Below are 17,362 nucleotides of genomic sequence, written 5' to 3' on the forward strand. Positions count from 1 at the left end.
TGCCCCTTCCAGAACTGTATTAATAACAGCATAGCTATTGAAAGCCCCGAAGCCATTTGGCGTAGGGCAGGTGCTTTCAAAAGCTATGCTGTATTGTATATGGCAAAATATTGGTCTTATTTTTTCCCTCTGCCGAACATTCTCATGATGACTTCATAAGGGTCTTCCTCAGGGGTCTCTTCCTCAGCAAATAGATCTGGTTGCTGGGGTTCAACCACGGGGTCGGGCGCAGGCGCGGCAGGCTTAGCTACTGTGGCAGGCGCAGCCTGTACGGCGGCGGGCACCTTAGCGGCGGTATTTTCTTTCGGCTTATAGCCGGCAATATCCTTGATATAGTTTGAAACCCCAAACTCGTCAGCGCGTTCAAAGCCAGTTGCAATAACGGTGATAAGAATTTCGTCGTCGAGGTTCTCATCATAGGCAACACCCCAGATAAGGTTGACGTCGGGATGTGCGGCGTCGCTGATCAGTTCGGAAGCGGTGTAAACCTCGTCAAGCGCAATATCGGGCGAAGCCACAATATTGGCGATAACGCCCATAGCTCCGTTGATGCTGGTTTCGAGCAGCGGAGAATTGATAGCCATCTCGGCTGCAATGCGCGCCTTGTCCTTGCCAGATGCACGACCCATACCCATGTGCGCGTTACCTGCGCCCTTCATGACACTGGTGACGTCAGCAAAGTCAAGGTTGATAATACCGGTGGTACAGATCAGATCGGATATGCTCTGTACACCCTGCCGCAACACCTCGTCTGCTGCCGCAAAAGCGTTGGCAAGGGTGATTTTTTCGGTGGAAATCTGCTGAAGCCTTTCGTTGGGAATAATCAGCAGCGCGTCAACATGCTCGCGTAAGGCCGTGATGCCCATTTCAGCATGTTCCATACGGCGTTTGCCCTCAAACTTAAACGGCTTTGTGACTACGCCAACGGTTAAAACATCCATACCCCGGGCAATTTCAGCGACTACTGGTGCCGCGCCTGTCCCGGTGCCACCTCCCATACCGGCAGTGACAAATACCATATCGGCACCTTTTAGCAGCGCCGTAATTTCGTCTCGGCTTTCCTCAGCAGAACGCTGACCCACATCGGCTTGTCCACCCGCACCCTTTCCTTTGGTAAGGCGTGCGCCAATGTTCAGTTTATAGGTTGCGTGCGAGGTCGCAAGTGCTTGATAGTCGGTATTCATCGAGATGAATTCGACGCCTTTCATGCCGGAAAGCACCATTCTGTTGACAGCGTTACCGCCACCGCCGCCCACGCCGACTACTTTTATAACAGTGCTCTGTTCATGTTCGGGCACCATTCCAAAATTCATCTGCATTTAATTGTCCTCCTCATATTTCATCCTCGCAGGGGCTTATATGAAATCACTTAAAAAGCGTTGTTGATATAAGCTCATTTTACCATGATGACATAGCTAACACAAGGTAATTTTGTAAGATTCGGCAAATTAATTTTGCCATTTTTATGACCTGTAATAACCATTTCAGTTGCCGGATGCTATTTGTGTTCCAACAGCTGACGATGTGCTGTCCACGCTGTTTTCTGGTGTAGCGCTGCTTGGCGCATCGACCAACCAGTTGTTTTTGGGCACCACCCGTTCATAATCGTCGATCAACGATTCCGGGAAGGGCCAAACATGCTTATCATAGATATTGCGTTCCCGCAAACGCATAGCCGGACGTGTCGAAACATCGAGCGTTCCGACGGTGGTGTCGGTCACAGAAACATCTATAATACTCTTTGCAGCGCGAATTTTATAATCTACGTCTAGCTGTCCACCCAGTTCTATAGCTACTCTACCATCATAAAGCAGCCAGATGTTCGCTATGTCTGAAAGATCGGCCAGCCTGATTTTTGAAAGCCCGTTTGCCGTGATACACATCTGAAGTTCCAGCAGCACACCAAGCCGTTCTTGATCTTGCTCAGAAAGAAACTCTCCCGGAGAAAGCCCTTTGGCAGAGAACCCGACAACCCGAAAATAGTCTTCTGGGCAGACGGGCAAATCGGTCTCAAGCACCCTTGCACGCTCGTCAAGCAACATATAGGCTTGTCCGGTTTCTATTGCGGCCTTGGGCTGTGCTTCGGCCACATGCAGCAGTAACGAATTAGGTAATACCCGTTGCAACCGCACCTGGGCTATGTAGGGGTAGCCGGCAATCAGCTTTTCTGAGGTTTCCTTTTGGCTGACGCGAAAAAGATTTTCCCCCAGCCTGATGCCGGCGACATCAATTAACTCTTCTTTGGCGTAGCGCGTATCGCCTACAACCTGAATACTTTCAATTTTAAAAAATACAGTGAGCGAAAGCGCCACCCCTATGCAGAGCATCAGGATCAGCGCAAGCAGATAATATAGCGTATATTTTTTCTTGCTGCGCTTTCGCCTGCGGGCTGCGCGGCCGTAAGCAGCATGCTTTTCGTCCTGCCTTTTTCTTCCCACTGCGTTTAGTTCCTTTCTCTTGTAATCTTTGCGCCGAGGGCGCGCAGACCCACCTCAAGGTCGGTATAACCGCGGTCTAAATGCCGCAACTCTGTCAGCGTACTAATACCGTTTGCTGCCAGCGCCGCCACAACCAACGCTGCCCCGCCACGCAAATCGGTGCATTTCACCGTTGCACTGTGCAGTGCGGGCACCCCTTCTACCACAGCAACCCTACCCTCTATTTCAACCCTTGCACCCATCCGCAGCAATTCTCCTGCATGTTTATATCGCGCTTCAAAGATGTTTTCTACAATCATGCTGGTTCCTTTAGAAACACATAACGCCGCCATAACAGGTGCTTGTGCATCGGTCGGAAAACCCGGAAAGGGCATGGTTTTAATCGGTCGCACCGCCAACAGGCGCTCGGGTGCGCTCAATGTGATGACATCCTCAGAAAGCTTTAAGCGGCATCCCATCTCTTCGAGCACCGGCAACACTGCGGTAAGCTGCTGTGGGCAGCAACGTTTTAAGCTAACATTTCCACCCGTGATAGCCACCGCACAAAGATAGGTGGCGGTTTCAATTCGGTCGGGTATAACAGTGTGTTCACCATCACCCAAGGAGGTGACACCGTCAATGGTTATATAATCGCCCTGCACCAAAATTTTTGCACCACACGCGTTTAGAAAGTCGGCAAGGTCCTGTATCTCAGGTTCGCGAGCCGCATTTTGTATTATTGTCGTACCCTCGGCGGTGACGGCGGCAAGAACGATGTTCTCGGTAGCACCCACACTTGGAAATGGCAATGTGATTTTAGCACCCTTGAGTCTACCGTCGACACGGCAGTCAAAAAAACCGTGATCTTCTTCAATGATAGCACCAAGTTTCCTCAGGCCTTCAATGTGCATATCCACCGGACGCGCGCCTAGTTCACACCCGCCCGGAAAACTGACCCTGGCACATCCGCAACGCGCAAGAATAGCCCCCAAAAACAAAATGGAGGAGCGCATCTCACGCATCAAAAATTCCGGCGGATCGCAGTAGGTTACGTTATTTGCATTTATGATAAGCGTTTCTCTCTCGCGGAGGACTGTACAACCAAGCGTTTCAAGAATAGACTCTGCAGCTGCAACGTCAGAGAGGCACGGACAGTTGTGTAGTACCGTCTCTTTACAAAGCAGCGTTCCCGCCAAAATGGGTAAAACCGCGTTTTTCGCCCCATGTATATCAAGTTCCCCGTTCAAGCGGCGTCCGCCTTCTATTAAAAGCCTCTCCATTGCCCTTACTCCCTTTCAATTCCGCCTCTTGTAAGTGGCGAATTGCTGTTCACAACCATCCTATGCAAAAAAGCACGCGGTGGTGAAGTGAGGGAAGTATGCCGCTAAAAGGGTATCAAAACCTATTCGTTGACCAAGCTCAAAATCTCCTTGATAATGCGAGCATTGGCATCCTTGATCGCCATGCCATAAGCAGCCCGTCCCAACGAAACCAACCGACTTTTATCTTCGGTTAGCTTTTTGAGCATGTTAATCAGGCTTTCGCCGGTTAAATTCTTTTCTTCCAAGATTTCAGCTGCGTGGTGCTCGACCAGTTCCATGGCGTTATGATATTGATGGTTTTCAGCGACGTTCGGCGACGGAATCAGAATGGAAGCCCTGCCCGCACACTGCAACTCTGAAAGCGTAATCGCCCCAGCGCGGCAGATGACAAGATCAGCGGCAGCCAAACAGGTGGGCATGTTGTCGATGTACTCCCGCACATCCAAGTGCGGATGATCTTTAAACGGAACCTGCTTCTTTTGAAGCATCTTGAGAAAATCTTTATAGTCATAGCTGCCGGTGGCGTGGATATGATGGATTTTATCGCTGTTATGATGCCATTGCATGACGTCTGCGATCGCCTCGTTAATTCTGCGGGCGCCTAGGCTTCCGCCGAACGAGAGAATACAGATTCTGTCTTCCACACCCAGCCGCATTCGCGAAAGTTCGCGGTCGGCCGAAAAAATGGCCTCACGCACCGGGTTTCCGGTGACTTTCAGTTTACTCGGGTTTTTTAAGTGCAAATGTTTTTCAGCGCCTTCCATTGCCAACAGAAGCCTGTCCACATCCGGTGCCAGCAGCTTGGTGGTCACGCCGGGAAAGGCGTTTTGCTCGTGGGTGATGGTCTTAATGCCCATCTGATGCGCCTTGCGCACAACCGGCCCGCTGACATAACCACCGGTCCCCATGACGATATCCGGCTCAAAATCTCGGATGATTTTAGCTGCGCGCGGGCCGCTTCTCGCCAAAAGATAGAGCGCCCGAATGTTGCGCTTAATGTTTTCTCCTGAAAGCTTACGCTGGATACCGGCAATTTCAATAGGCGCGAAAGGGTACCCCGCTTTAGGAATAAGCTTTGCTTCCATGCCGCCGGGATTTCCGGCGAAAAGCACCTCGGTTCCGGGGTGACGACTGCATAGCGAATCGGCAACCGAAAGCGCGGGGTTAATATGTCCTGCGGTACCGCCACAGGCAAATAATATTTTCATGGCATACTCCGTTTCTGCCACCTTGGAACCAAATCCGGGCGGCCATCGTGATGTCGGGAATGTTGCCGTTTAATCAAATTAAACTTTTTGGATGGCGGCCGTGCGCGAAATTGACAGGATAATGCCCATTTCGCCCAACAGCATCAATAAACTAGTGCCGCCATAGGAGAAAAACGGAAGACTGATACCTGTGTTGGGTACCGAGTTGGTGACCACCGCGATATTGAGCAGCGTTTGGATACCCACCTGAGCGGTCAAACCCGCAGCAACGAGCGATCCGAAACGGTCGGGGCAGCGAGAAGCGATAACAAAACCACGCCACACCAGCAGCGCAAACAGGCAAATGATCAGTGCTGCGCCCACAAATCCAAGCTCTTCACAGACAATGGCAAAAATAAAATCGTTATAAGGCTCGGGCAGATAAAGATATTTCTGGCGAGAAGCGCCGATGCCGGTGCCCATCAGCCCGCCAGAAGCGATGGCATAAAGCGACTGAACCGTTTGAAAGCCCTTATCCTTTGGGTCTGAAAACGGGTCAAGCCAGACGGTAATGCGGTCGCCCGCGTAATGTGCCAACGAGGTGAGCAGATCGGGATTAAAAATAACAGCCGCAATGCCGACCGTCGCCACAATGGCACCCGCAACAAACCAGCGCACATCGGTGCCGCCGATGAACATCATCACAACGCCAAGCAACAAAATGAGTACTGTGCCCGACAGATGCGGCTCTTTAAGCATAAGAAATGCAACCGGAGCCAGAGCCGCAACAAACGGTAAAATGCCATAACGAACCGTTTTCATTTGCTGATAATTAACGCATATCAGCGATGCAAACAGAATAACGATGGCAAACTTTGCAATCTCTGAAGGCTGGAAGTTAAACGGACCAATGAAGATCCAGCGCCGCGCATTATTGAGCGGCGGCATGAACAGTGCAATGACCAGAAGAATTAGCGTAACGCCGTATAGCGGTAGCGACAGCGGCTTAAAAATGCGGTAATCGACGTGAGAGGCCATAATCATGACGGTGACGCCCATCAGCGCAAAAGGAAGCTGGCGTGATATATAAAAAAGAGAATTATTTTTTAGATAAAAAGCATTGGCATAACTAGCTGAAAACATCATGATCAGACCTAGCGAGACCAGCACAAGCACGATAACCAGAAAAGTGGTGTCCATCGGCCCGTAGATCACTTTTGTTTTTTTTGGTGTTGGCGAAGAATTTTCTGCCATCGGTCCACCCCCTAGTTATGTGTTCGTTCCAAGACTAAATATTCTTTGCCGCAAAGAAGGCAAATAATGCACCGCAAAGCGTAATAAACGAAAACGAAAAGACAATCTGCACCTCACTGTAGCCTGACATTTCAAAATGATGATGAATCGGGCTCATTTTAAAGATGCGTTTGCCGGTCGTTTTAAAGCTAATCACCTGCAATACAACCGACATTGACTCACAGATGTAGATAAAGCCGGTAAAAGCTAAAATCAGCGGTAGCCCAACCCCGAAGGCCATGGCCACGACGCATCCGCCCAAAAACATGGAACCGGTATCGCCCATGAACACCTTGGCAGGATAAAAGTTGTAGATTAAAAAGCCGATACAGCCGCCTGCCACCGCTGCAGCCATTAAGCTGATCTGGAAAAAGCCCAGCACCGATGCCACCATCAAAAAACCAATGGATGCCATAAATGTCACCGAGGCGGCAAGCCCATCCAGCCCGTCAGTCAGGTTGACCGAATTGACAATGTATACAATGCCCACTGCACAAAGTGGATAATAGGCCATTCCAAGGTTCCATTGACCGATAAAGGGGATGATGAGCGTCGTCGAGCTGTCTCCTGCGGCAACAAGGCTCCAGAGATATAGCCCCGCCACCAAAAACTGTACGACCAGCTTCTGCCGCGCGGTCAACCCCAGGTTCTGCTTTTTGGCAACCTTGACATAATCGTCAGCGAAGCCAATGAGCGAAAAGCCCAGCGCCATGAGCAGGCCCGAAACCATGCGGGTATTAAGTATACGGTGATACCCCTGCCCCAGTTCGGGGTGGTTAAGCATCGCCGCTGAAAACGCCGCGGAAACCGCACATAGCACACCGGCGATGAACATCAGGCCGCCCATCGTGGGGGTACCCTGCTTATTCTTGTGCCAGTTCGGGCCGATATCTAAAATCGTCTGGCCATATTTTAGCTTTCTTAAATAAGGGATGATCCAGATGCCTAAGATGGCGGTGATACCTAAAGAGAGCGCCGCCGATAAAAACAAGTAGCTGTTCACGCGTTTTCTCCTTTGCCATAAAGCTGTTGGATGACGTCCTCAAGGCGCATGCCCCGGCTGGCCTTAAACCAAATTACATCGCCGGCGCGCACAGCCTTTATCAGCTCTTGAGCCAGTTGTTCTTTGCTGTCGTAGTGACAACAGCGCTCCATACCGGCCTTATCTGCTCCAATGACCGTGTGCTCAGAAAGCGGGCCGCAAGCCATTAACAGGTCGATATCCTGCCGGGCGATGAACGCACCGCATTCAGCATGCATGTCGGTATCTTGTGGCCCCAGTTCAAGCATATCTGAAAGCACCATAATCCGCCTGCCGCTACACGGGAAGGAGGAGAGTGTCAGCGCTGCTGCCTTGAGTGAATCGGGCGAACAATTATAGCAATCCTCGACCACGATCATCCCCTTAAAATGCACAACATTCTGTCGCATTCCCACAGGTAGATAATTTGACAGTGCAGCAGCCGCCTGTTCCGGTGCAATGCCCATTACACAACCGACACCAAAAGCTGCCAGCGCATCAAGCACATTGTGCTGCCCCACCACCGGAATAGCAGCGCTGTATTCGCCCCAGGGAGAATTGATGACAAAGCAAGTCGCCTCACCCTTTTGAACAATGTCAGAGGCGCGGATCTCACACACCGGATTGGTAATACCGTAGCGGAAAATTTTAAGCCGAGGCGCCTGCACGGGGTTGAGATATTCGTTGTCGCCACACAAAAATAGCGGTGATCCGTCCGGCATGCCCTCCAACAGCTCCAGCTTTGCTTTAAGAATATTCTCTCGGCTGCCAAGCTGCTCTATATGCGAAACGCCTATGGTAGTAATAACACCAACTGATGGTTTTATTTCGGTGGTTAAATCACGGATTTCCCCGAAGCCGCACATGCCCATCTCGATAACGGCAGCCTCATGTGTCTCCTCCAGTGCAAAAAGCGTATTGGGTACGCCAATTTCATTGTTTTGGTTGCCCGCGTTTTTATGAGTGCGATATTTTGTACTGAGAACTGCGTGGATAAATTCCTTGGTGGTGGTTTTACCCACGCTGCCCGTCACACCGACAAACGGGATATCAAATAACCGACGATGCAGCCCCCCTAGTTTAATAAGCGCCCGCTTGGTATCGGGGACGACGATAGCCTTATTCGGATTGACGCCCTCAAAAAGCGTGCTGACCACCGCAGCCTCAGCCCCATTTTTTAGCGCTGAAGCGGCAAACTGGTTGCCGTCTAAAGTTTCGCCACAAATAGCGACAAATAGTGTGCCCGCTTTCGCCTTGCGCGAATCGGTCACAATCTCGCAAATATCTGCATCATAGGAAATTTGGGCGCCTAGTGTTTGGGCAATCTGCGATAGCTTTAGCTTTTGCACCGCTTTTATTCCTCCGTTTGTTGTTCCAGCAGCTCGGCAACAATTTCACGTTCGTCAAAATGAATTGTCCCATGTGCTAACACTTGGTAATCTTCATGGCCCTTTCCTGCCAGCAGTAGCGTATCCCCTGCTTCGCAGTTATCAAGCGCCCATTTAATGGCCTGATAGCGGTCGGGAATTATGATATGAGCCACATTATGTTCGAGTAGACCTAGTTTCGAATCCTCAATAATCTGAAGCGGGTCTTCGTTTCTCGGGTTATCTGAAGTCAGTACCACAAAATCGGCCAACCGGGCTGCGGCTTCAGTCATTAATCTACGCTTTTTTCGGTCGCGGTTGCCTGCGCAGCCGAATAGAATCATAATTTTTTTATCGGTCACCGCTCTTATCGCCTGCAATATTTTTTCGATGGCGTCTGGCGAATGCGCATAGTCGCGTATCACAGTGTATGGCGTCTTGGTATCCAGCACCTCAAAGCGGCCCGGAACCCCGCGGCTAGCGGCTAGAAGCGTCACTGTTTTTTGTAAGTCCAGCCCTAGGGCTAGGCAGGCCGCGATAGCCGCCATTGCATTTGAGACCGAAAATTCTCCTGGCACAGGGAATTTGACCCGGGCAATTAACCCGCTACCCACAAAGGCGAACGACGTGCCATCGGCGCGCATCGAAATGCTTTTGGCGGTATAATCCGCCTCATCAAGCTTGGTAGAAAAGCTTTTAGACTCGCAGTCAATTTCGCTCAACAACTGCTTTCCATAGACATCATCGATATTGACCGCCGCTTTATCACACAGCGTAAACAAGCTTTTTTTCGCCTGATAATAAGCTTCCATCGTCTTGTGATAGTCCAGATGATCCTGCGTCAGGTTTGTGAAAATCCCCACCGCAAACCGGCAGGCAGCAACGCGCTTTTGATCCAATCCGTGAGAAGAAACCTCCATTACGGCGTATTCACAACCGGCCTGAACCATCTGTTCTAGCAACGAGTAGAAGGTCAGCGGCTCAGGTGTCGTATATTTAGCGGGAAAATGCATCCCACCCACATCGGTTTCAATGGTACCGATCAGTCCTGTTTTGTAACCAAACCCTTCGAGCACGTCACGTATCAGGTGGGTCACCGTCGTTTTCCCGTTGGTACCAGTGACACCCACCAGTTTAATCTTTCGCTGAGGATTACCAAACAAGTTTGCACAACAAATCGAATAAGCCTCATGGGTATCCGGTGTTAAAATCTGCTGCTCGCCCAACCCCAAATCACGTTCGGCCACCACCATAGCGGCACCCAGCTCTAACGCTTTTTTTGCGTAGTCGTGTCCGTCGTGCATAAAACCGTTCAAGCAGAAAAACACCGCACCTGGCGCCACTTGGCGTGTATCGGCACAGACGTGCCCAACATCTATATCGGGCAGCGACGCACCGATTTTTACATCATTGAATAATTGAGAAAGCCTCATCGCGTATCTCTCCTTTCAAAAGCTGCTTGCGGGGGTGGTCAGCTTGGCGCCGCAAAGGTGACGGTTACCACTGCGCCCGCCTCCACCATTGTTTCGGGGGACGGATCCTGACTGATGGCCATGCTTTGAGCGTTTTCAATATCATCCCCGGCAAGCCGGATATTCAATCCTGCATTGAGCAGCGTGCGGTTTGCCTGCTGCGCCGACAGCCCTAAGACGTTTGGCACAGCGATGCTGCCACTTTGAGCTTCTTTATCCGTATAGAGTATGACCGTGCTCCCTTTGGGACAAACCTCCCCAGCAGCGGGAAGCTGCCGTGTCACAGTCGTACCTTCGCCAACCATTTTATATTTCAGGCTTTTTGCGGTCAGCATGGCAATGGCGTCGTGAATCATTTGGCCCGAGAGTGAAGGTACTTCCACCTCAAGCTCGGCAAGCTCTTTTTCGTTATACTGTGGCTCAACACCTAAGTAGGGCATCACGTCGGCCATAACGGCTCCGACAATCGGTGCTGCAATAATAGAGCCATAGATGTTTTGCATATGAGGTTCATCAAGAAGAACCAAAACGCAAATTTGTGGATCGTTTGAGGGAGCGACGCCCAAAAAAGACGAAATACGCTTGGTAACCTCGCCATCTTCTTTGGCATCGAGCTTTTCACTCGTTCCGGTCTTGCCGCCGACGCGGTAACCGGGTACATAAGCGTAACGGCCCGAGCCATCGGAATCACCGACCACGTGCTCCAAAATACCGCCGAGCACCTTGGATGTCTCTTCGCTGATGACCTGCCGTTTGATGACCGGCTCGGTGGTGGAGATGACATTTCCTTCGGGATCAAGCACCTGGCTGACCACATAGGGTTGCATCAACTTGCCACCATTGACCGCAGCTGAAACCGCTGCGACAATCTGTATCGGCGTCACTTTAAAAGTCTGCCCAAAAGAAGAGGACGCCAACTCTTCTCCCGACTCTTTGGCAAGTGTGGCATAATCGTAAAAAATACCATCGGCTTCACCTGGCAGGTCGATGCGGGTTGTCTCCCTAAGGCCGAAACGGTCGAAGTAATCATAAAAGTTTTGAGGGCCAATCAGCGCGCCCACCATCATAAATGCCGGGTTGCAGGAAAATTTGACGGCTTCAGTAAAGTTGATGGTACCGTGCCCGGCGGCCTTCCAGCAAGCTTTGCGCCGCCCGGCGACAATGTGAAAGCCCGGGCAAGTAAAATATTGTCCCGTCGGCTTGACAACGTTTAAATCAAGGGCCATCGCCGATGTGATGACCTTAAACACCGAACCCGGCTCGTAAGGGTCCGATATCGCCTTGTTGCGCCACTGCTCAAACTGTGCCTTGCCAAGCGCTTCCTTGCGGGCATCCTCCAGCACCTTGGCGCGTTGAGCACTATCGGTTATGTTTGCCAGCTTTGCTATCACCGCCGGATCATTGGCAAAATTCTCAACCTCGGCGCGTGTTCTTTCATCGAAAATTTCATTGGGCTGATTCGGGTCAAAATCTGGTTTTGTGGCCATGGCCAGAATCGCGCCGGTATTGACGTCCATTACAATGCCTGTCGCGCGGTTATGTACGTTGTGCTCAATGACCGCCGTTTCAAGGTGGCGTTCCAGGCTGTGCTGCACGACCTCGTCGATGGTCAGCACTAGCGAATTACCGTCCACCGGTTCGTACTGTCGTTCGTAAGAAGACGGCATGTTGCCACTCTTAGCGTTCTTGGCCGAGACAACCATACCCGGGGTACCCGAAAGCACCTTTTCATATTTGGATTCAAGTCCATAGGCACCGGTGTTGTCATTGGTCGTAAAGCCGAGCACCGTGGACGCCAGACTGCCATAAGGGTAATAGCGCTTGCTGTTTTCAATCAGATGGATGCAGCTAAGCTTGTTATCCAGTGAAAAGGCCGTTATTTTATCGGCTTCTTCCTTTTCTACTCGCTGCTTGATAATTTCATAATAACTGGATTTTTTTTGTCCGCGCTTGATGATCTTCTCACGGTCAAGCTCCAAAATCGGCGCAAGAAAATCCGCAATTTTATTGAGTTCTTCCTCCGACTTGATTTCGGCTGGCGAAATGATTACCGCCCAGACCGTGGCCGAAGCCGCCAGCGTTTTCATATTGCGGTCATAGATCGCGCCGCGCTGGGCTGCGATTGTCGTGGGGCGCAGCTGCTGCCGCAGGGCCCTTGTTCGGTTTTCTTCAAAATCTACAAGCTGAAGATAATAAAGTCTGCCAATCAAACCGCAAAACCCAAGCACAATCATGACCGCCAGAACAATATTCATTTTTATTTTCATTGAATTACTGCTCACCGGTTTTGCCATGCTGCCTCCTGACGATTACCGTCGAATGTGCTGTGAAAAGAAACAAAGAGCTAAGGCATCTGACTTAACTCTCCGTCGTTTTCACTCTATTGCGTTTTTATACGCTACTGCACCGTCGCTAAATCACTTGAAAATAGCTTCAGGCATTAAATAGTCTATTTTTTTAAAATCCAAGGTATTCCAAAACGGAGCGATATGCCATATGAATATGATCTGTTAAGTTCAACTGCGGCGCACGCGCCAGCACAACGCGGTCGCCCGCGCCCAGATCGATATACTGCACCTGATAGCTTTCAACCTTGGCCATTCCTAGCTGGTTTTCCGCAATTTCCTGAACGGTGCGAAGTGAAGTTTTGCCCTCAAGCTCCACCTGCATCAGACGGTTCTCGTTTTTGAGCATTTCAAATTGTGCTTCGGTATCTTCGATCTGACTAGTCAATTCGGTGAGAATCATGTTGTTATAAAGGATGGCGCATACAATGCCAAGCACCAGTACGAAAATTGCGGCACCACGAAACATGACGGCATTGAAACCGGCATTGCGATTTTCGACCACCCGAAGTTCAGGCGGCTGCTTCACCTTAGGCGTACCCGGAGCGGCATAATGCTGCTCCAGCTTTTCAAAGTCATAAGCCAGATTTGTTTTTGCCACGCCGTTCGTCCTCCTCGCCGGGGCTTTTTATAATAATATTAGGCTGAGTTATACTTACCCAATATTATTAGTCCTTAATTTTTTCAATTACGCGCAACTTTGCGCTGTGGCTGCGATTGTTTTGTGCAAGCTCTTCCTCGCCCGCTGTTATCGGTTTTTTGGAGATAAGCCTGCCCCGCGGTGTTTTGCCGCACACACAAACGGGAAAATCCACAGGGCAGGTACATCCCTCTGCAAAAGCAGCGAACCGACGCTTGCAAATACGGTCCTCAAGCGAGTGAAAGGTAATCACTGAAAGCCTTCCGCCCAATGCAAGCAGCTCAAATGCGTTGTCAAGCGCGCAATCCAAGGAAGCCAGCTCTCCATTGACCTCGATTCGAATTGCCTGAAAGCTGCGCTTAGCCGGATGACCGCCTTCGCGCCGTGTCGCTGCGGGAATTGCAAATTTTATAATGTCAGCCAACTCTAATGTCGTCTGAATTTCGGCCTTTTCACGCCTGGCCACAATGGCCCGCGCAATGCGAACAGCAAACCGCTCTTCGCCATATTCTCTGAGAATGCGCACAAGATCGCGCTCAGCGTAGGTGTTTACAACATCTTTTGCACTCATGCCAGACTGTGACATGCGCATATCTAGCGGCGCTTCGTTTTGGTAAGAAAATCCGCGCTCGGCGGCGTCCAGCTGATGAGAGGATACACCTAAATCCAACAGCACACCGTCTACTCTTTCGATATTCAGCGCATGCGCCACCTGACTGATGTGGCGAAAGTCATTTTGCACCACTGTGGCGCAGGGATAGGGGGCCAGCCGCTCGGAAGCGGCCACAATTGCGTCCGGGTCTTTGTCTACCGCAATAAGCCTGCCGGTCGTAAGACACTTTGCAATCTCGCTGGAATGGCCGGCGCCACCCGCTGTACCGTCTATATAGATGCCGTCGGGCTTGATAGCCAGGCTTTCTATCGTTTCGTTAAGTAGAACCGGCTTATGTGAAAACGCCATATTGCAATGCTCCTTTAAAAGCCGAGTTCATCCATCGCTTCGGCTACCAGCTCGCTGGTCAGTTCAGCGTTGGATTTATCCCATCTAGCGGCGTCCCAAATTTCGGCTCGGTTTGAGACACCCACGACCGCCACCTCGCCAGTGAGCTGCGCATAATCGCGCAGCGCCTGCGGAATGAGTACACGGCCCTGCTTGTCCGGCTCGACGCACACCGCGCCCGCGAAGATAAATCGCTGTATAGCGCGCGCCTTGCTGATGGGAAGCGAGGCTGTCTGTTCCACTAGCTTGTCCCATTCGCTCATGCGATAAACAAATAAGCAGTTATCCAGCCCCTTTGTAATGATGAAAGAGTCGCCTAAATCTTCGCGCAGCTTAGAAGGAAAGCTAACTCTACCCTTGGCGTCGATACTATGCCGATACTCGCCAATGAGCATTTTGCCTCCTCCTTTCACCACTTAAAGGGATTATACACCCCAATTTACCACTCTTCACCACTTTTATTCCATTATAAGTGGAGGGCCAAAAAAAATCAATAGCTAATTTCGCTTCAAAATTTCTTTTTTTATGTGACCATTTTCACCATGATTTGGCTTTATAATCACATTTTATACTTTTTTATGATTCTTGCTTACCACTTCTCTTAAAAAGCCTCCACATAAAACACGCAAGAAACTATTGACAAATCTTAAATTTGTTGCTTATGATCTTCGTCTTCTTGAAAATGAGACAGCATCTAAATTTAAACAAAAAGTCTTGTCAAGTCAGAACTTTAACAAATTTTTTATAACTCCATGCAACTTAAATGCCATAATTGCTATACTTTATATATTGGTGGTGTTACAATATAGAACGATCAAAGCAACAAGGGAGGTGCGCTGTATGCGTAAAAGAATAACGCTTTTTGCAGTACTTTGCACAATGGTGCTGCTAACCTTGACCTGCTCTGCAACACCCGCGCCTGCGGTGGTTCTTTCGCCGGATATTACCGTCTCGGACGGCAGTGAAATCTGGATGTTTGGCGATAACAACCGTACGACCAAACGCGCTTTTACCGACGGTGGCAGCCTGACACTCAAAAACAGCGATACCACCATGATCACTGGGCTTTACCTTGTTTGGGACGCACCCGCACCAGAGCGCTGCACCATTACGGTAGAAGGCAAAGAACCGATACAAACGCAGGGTTTTCTGCATGAATGGATCAATCTCGCCGATTCAACTGGCGACACCATCACGTTGACCTGGGAGGGTTCGGCTACGCTGTGCGATGTCGTGGCGCTGGGTGGTTCCGACACACCTGACTGGGTACAGCTCTGGCGGCCTGCCGAAGGGGACTGCGATATTCTTGTGCTGCCCACCCATGCGGACGACGAGCACCTTTTCCTAGGCGGCGCGCTAGCGACGGCTACATCCACCCCCGGTTGCGTGGTTCAGGTGGCCTATATGGTCAATCACAACGGCGAGTACTACCGCCCACACGAGCTGCTCAACGGTCTTTGGGCGATCGGTGTCGACCGCTATCCCATCATCCCTGACTTCCCCGATGTCTACAGCGATTCTTTGGCGCACGCCAAGACCATCTATGACGAGCAGGAGATTTTGGATTATCAAATTTCACTCATCAATCGCTTTCGTCCGCAGGTAATCGTCGGGCATGACTTAAACGGCGAATACGGCCACGGTGCACACATGCTCAACGCGCATACACTTACCCAAGCTGTAGAGAAGGCGGCAGAGATGCCCGACGGCTGGAATACCCCCAAGCTTTATTTACATCTTTACAAAGAAAATCCGATCGTGCTGAATTTGGATACACCGAAAACAAACGACGACGTCCCACGCGAAAAACTCATCGGGCTGACTCCTTTTGAAATAGCGCAGCTCGGATTTTCCGCACATAAGTCACAGCAGACCTTTTTTTCTGTGGAGCAGTCCGGCCCCTATGACTGCCGCAAATTAGGGTTATACCGCTCGGCGGTGGGCACGGATACGCAAAGCGATATTTTCGAACATATCACTCTGCGCGCCAATCAGCCAGAGCCACAACCCGAACCGCAATCCATCCTCACGGAGGTCGTCCCAACCGATGCCCCTGCGCCGAGCAGGCCACCTGAAAAAGTGCAGTATTTGCCCGAAGCACAAAACGACCGGCTGTTTGCCTTTGTTGGCTCTCCGCTGGCCTTGACGCTTGCGCTGACGGGGTTACTGATCGCTGTATTGCTTTATATTATTTTTAGAAACAGGAGGGTTTGACGACAATGTCGGCTTTTGATAAGATTGCTGTTGTAATCCCCTCTCTAAACCCCGATGATAAACTACTTGGCGTAGTTGACGGGCTGATTTCGCGCGGGTTTTGTGACCTTATTGTGGTCAACGACGGCAGCGCCTCCAACAAAACTTCTTATTTTAATACGATTGCCACTTTTCCCGAATGCACCGTGCTGACCCACGAAACGAACCGCGGTAAGGGCCGGGCACTTAAAACTGCCTTCGCTTACATTCTGGAGCACCGCCCGGACTGTATAGGCGCAGTGACAGTAGACGGCGACAACCAGCACCACCCCGATGATGTCGTGGCGCTGGCCAAGGCGCTGATTAAAAATGACTCCGCTTTGATTTTGGGCGTGCGCGATTTCTCGCAGCCGGATGTGCCTGTGCGCAGCCGTTTAGGCAACCGCATCACCGCGCTGGTATTCAAGTTGCTTTGTAAACAGAAATTTTCGGATACACAAACCGGGCTACGGGCTATTCCGCGTAAAATGCTGCCCAACCTATTAACCCTGGCGGGCGAACGGTTCGACTTTGAAACCAACATGCTGCTTTTTTTAAATAAAACCCGCACACCGGTACAAGAAATCAAAATACAAACCATATATCTTGAGGAAAATGCCAGTTCGCATTTTCATGCTATTTTTGACTCTTTGAGCATTCTGCGACTCATATTCACTTTTGCGTTTTCATCGGGAATTAGCGCTGCACTGGATCTGGGCTGCTATTGGCTGACCATCACACTGCTGAAAGCGCTACCCCTACGAGAGCGGGTGCTAATCGCTACGATCGTTTCCCGTGCGATATCCTCTGCCGTCAACTTTTCGTTTAACCGAAAGGCGGTGTTTAGCAGCAACAGCGCACTCTCTCGCGCCCTTCCACGTTATTACCTGCTATGCTTCTTCCAGTTTATCTGCTCATGGGTGGGTGTCTGGGGCTTAACGCTCATCATCGGTGGCAGTTCCGTGTTGGCCAAAATCATCATAGACACGTTACTATTTTTCGCCAGCTTTAACATTCAACGCCACTGGGTGTTCTCAGAGCAAAGTGAATAAATCCCACCAAAGGA

The 17,362-nt window shown here is 50.5% G+C and carries 14 protein-coding genes; 2 read left to right on the forward strand and 12 right to left on the reverse strand.

Going from position 1 to position 17,362, the window contains the following annotated elements; all coding sequences use genetic code 11:
- Positions 1–116 precede the first annotated feature (116 nt).
- From ftsZ to mraZ, 12 genes are all read right to left on the reverse strand, one after another.
- A complete protein-coding gene (gene ftsZ, locus RBH76_06100) occupies positions 117–1,319 on the reverse strand; it encodes a cell division protein FtsZ (GenBank protein WMJ84986.1) in 1,203 nt (400 codons plus the stop codon).
- 165 nt (positions 1,320–1,484) lie between these two features.
- Positions 1,485–2,438: an FtsQ-type POTRA domain-containing protein gene (locus RBH76_06105; protein WMJ84987.1), complete on the reverse strand. Its 954-nt coding sequence runs from the start codon at positions 2,436–2,438 to the stop codon at positions 1,485–1,487.
- 5 nt (positions 2,439–2,443) lie between these two features.
- Positions 2,444–3,697, reverse strand: coding sequence for a UDP-N-acetylglucosamine 1-carboxyvinyltransferase (gene murA, locus RBH76_06110; GenBank protein ID WMJ84988.1), 1,254 nt, complete (start codon positions 3,695–3,697; stop codon positions 2,444–2,446).
- Positions 3,698–3,819: 122 nt separating this feature from the next.
- Positions 3,820–4,947 carry an undecaprenyldiphospho-muramoylpentapeptide beta-N-acetylglucosaminyltransferase gene (gene murG / locus RBH76_06115; protein WMJ84989.1) on the reverse strand — a complete coding sequence of 376 codons (1,128 nt, stop codon included), beginning with the start codon at positions 4,945–4,947 and terminating at the stop codon, positions 3,820–3,822.
- A 78-nt stretch (positions 4,948–5,025) separates the two neighbouring features.
- The gene (gene ftsW, locus RBH76_06120) at positions 5,026–6,180 is read right to left on the reverse strand and encodes a putative lipid II flippase FtsW (GenBank protein WMJ84990.1); all 1,155 of its coding nucleotides are present in this window, start codon (positions 6,178–6,180) and stop codon (positions 5,026–5,028) included.
- A 34-nt stretch (positions 6,181–6,214) separates the two neighbouring features.
- Entirely contained in the window at positions 6,215–7,222 is a 1,008-nt protein-coding gene (gene mraY, locus RBH76_06125; protein ID WMJ84991.1) for a phospho-N-acetylmuramoyl-pentapeptide-transferase, read from the reverse strand.
- Positions 7,219–8,589, reverse strand: coding sequence for a UDP-N-acetylmuramoyl-tripeptide--D-alanyl-D-alanine ligase (gene murF / locus RBH76_06130; protein WMJ84992.1), 1,371 nt, complete (start codon positions 8,587–8,589; stop codon positions 7,219–7,221). The genes mraY and murF overlap by 4 nt, the downstream gene beginning before the upstream one ends.
- Positions 8,590–8,594: 5 nt before the next feature.
- The gene (locus RBH76_06135) at positions 8,595–10,040 is read right to left on the reverse strand and encodes a UDP-N-acetylmuramoyl-L-alanyl-D-glutamate--2,6-diaminopimelate ligase (GenBank protein ID WMJ84993.1); all 1,446 of its coding nucleotides are present in this window, start codon (positions 10,038–10,040) and stop codon (positions 8,595–8,597) included.
- A 38-nt stretch (positions 10,041–10,078) separates the two neighbouring features.
- The gene (locus tag RBH76_06140) at positions 10,079–12,373 is read right to left on the reverse strand and encodes a penicillin-binding transpeptidase domain-containing protein (GenBank protein ID WMJ84994.1); all 2,295 of its coding nucleotides are present in this window, start codon (positions 12,371–12,373) and stop codon (positions 10,079–10,081) included.
- 163 nt (positions 12,374–12,536) lie between these two features.
- A complete protein-coding gene (locus RBH76_06145; GenBank protein WMJ84995.1) occupies positions 12,537–13,025 on the reverse strand; it encodes a cell division protein FtsL in 489 nt (162 codons plus the stop codon).
- Between the two features lie 67 nt (positions 13,026–13,092).
- Positions 13,093–14,025 carry a 16S rRNA (cytosine(1402)-N(4))-methyltransferase RsmH gene (gene rsmH, locus RBH76_06150; GenBank protein WMJ84996.1) on the reverse strand — a complete coding sequence of 311 codons (933 nt, stop codon included), beginning with the start codon at positions 14,023–14,025 and terminating at the stop codon, positions 13,093–13,095.
- A 14-nt stretch (positions 14,026–14,039) separates the two neighbouring features.
- Entirely contained in the window at positions 14,040–14,459 is a 420-nt protein-coding gene (gene mraZ / locus RBH76_06155; GenBank protein WMJ84997.1) for a division/cell wall cluster transcriptional repressor MraZ, read from the reverse strand.
- Positions 14,460–14,904: 445 nt separating this feature from the next.
- Between mraZ and RBH76_06160 the strand changes: the two genes are divergently transcribed.
- Entirely contained in the window at positions 14,905–16,278 is a 1,374-nt protein-coding gene (locus RBH76_06160) for a PIG-L family deacetylase (protein WMJ84998.1), read from the forward strand.
- Positions 16,279–16,283: 5 nt separating this feature from the next.
- The gene (locus RBH76_06165) at positions 16,284–17,348 is read left to right on the forward strand and encodes a bifunctional glycosyltransferase family 2/GtrA family protein (protein WMJ84999.1); all 1,065 of its coding nucleotides are present in this window, start codon (positions 16,284–16,286) and stop codon (positions 17,346–17,348) included.
- The last annotated feature ends 14 nt before the right edge of the window (positions 17,349–17,362 follow it).

This window comes from Oscillospiraceae bacterium MB24-C1, assembly GCA_030913685.1.
In the GTDB taxonomy this organism is placed as follows: Bacteria; Bacillota; Clostridia; order Oscillospirales; family Ruminococcaceae; genus Yanshouia.

Excerpts from the sequence above, each read along its gene's own strand:
- ftsZ (WMJ84986.1), bottom strand. The coding sequence starts at position 1,319 with ATGCAGATGAATTTTGGAATGGTGCCCGAACATGAACAGAGCACTGTT.
- murA (WMJ84988.1), bottom strand. The coding sequence starts at position 3,697 with ATGGAGAGGCTTTTAATAGAAGGCGGACGCCGCTTGAACGGGGAACTT.
- murG (WMJ84989.1), bottom strand. The coding sequence starts at position 4,947 with ATGAAAATATTATTTGCCTGTGGCGGTACCGCAGGACATATTAACCCC.
- ftsW (WMJ84990.1), bottom strand. The coding sequence starts at position 6,180 with ATGGCAGAAAATTCTTCGCCAACACCAAAAAAAACAAAAGTGATCTAC.
- RBH76_06135 (WMJ84993.1), bottom strand. The coding sequence starts at position 10,040 with ATGAGGCTTTCTCAATTATTCAATGATGTAAAAATCGGTGCGTCGCTG.
- RBH76_06140 (WMJ84994.1), bottom strand. The coding sequence starts at position 12,373 with ATGGCAAAACCGGTGAGCAGTAATTCAATGAAAATAAAAATGAATATT.
- rsmH (WMJ84996.1), bottom strand. The coding sequence starts at position 14,025 with ATGGCGTTTTCACATAAGCCGGTTCTACTTAACGAAACGATAGAAAGC.
- mraZ (WMJ84997.1), bottom strand. The coding sequence starts at position 14,459 with ATGCTCATTGGCGAGTATCGGCATAGTATCGACGCCAAGGGTAGAGTT.
- RBH76_06160 (WMJ84998.1), top strand. The coding sequence starts at position 14,905 with ATGCGTAAAAGAATAACGCTTTTTGCAGTACTTTGCACAATGGTGCTG.
- RBH76_06165 (WMJ84999.1), top strand. The coding sequence starts at position 16,284 with ATGTCGGCTTTTGATAAGATTGCTGTTGTAATCCCCTCTCTAAACCCC.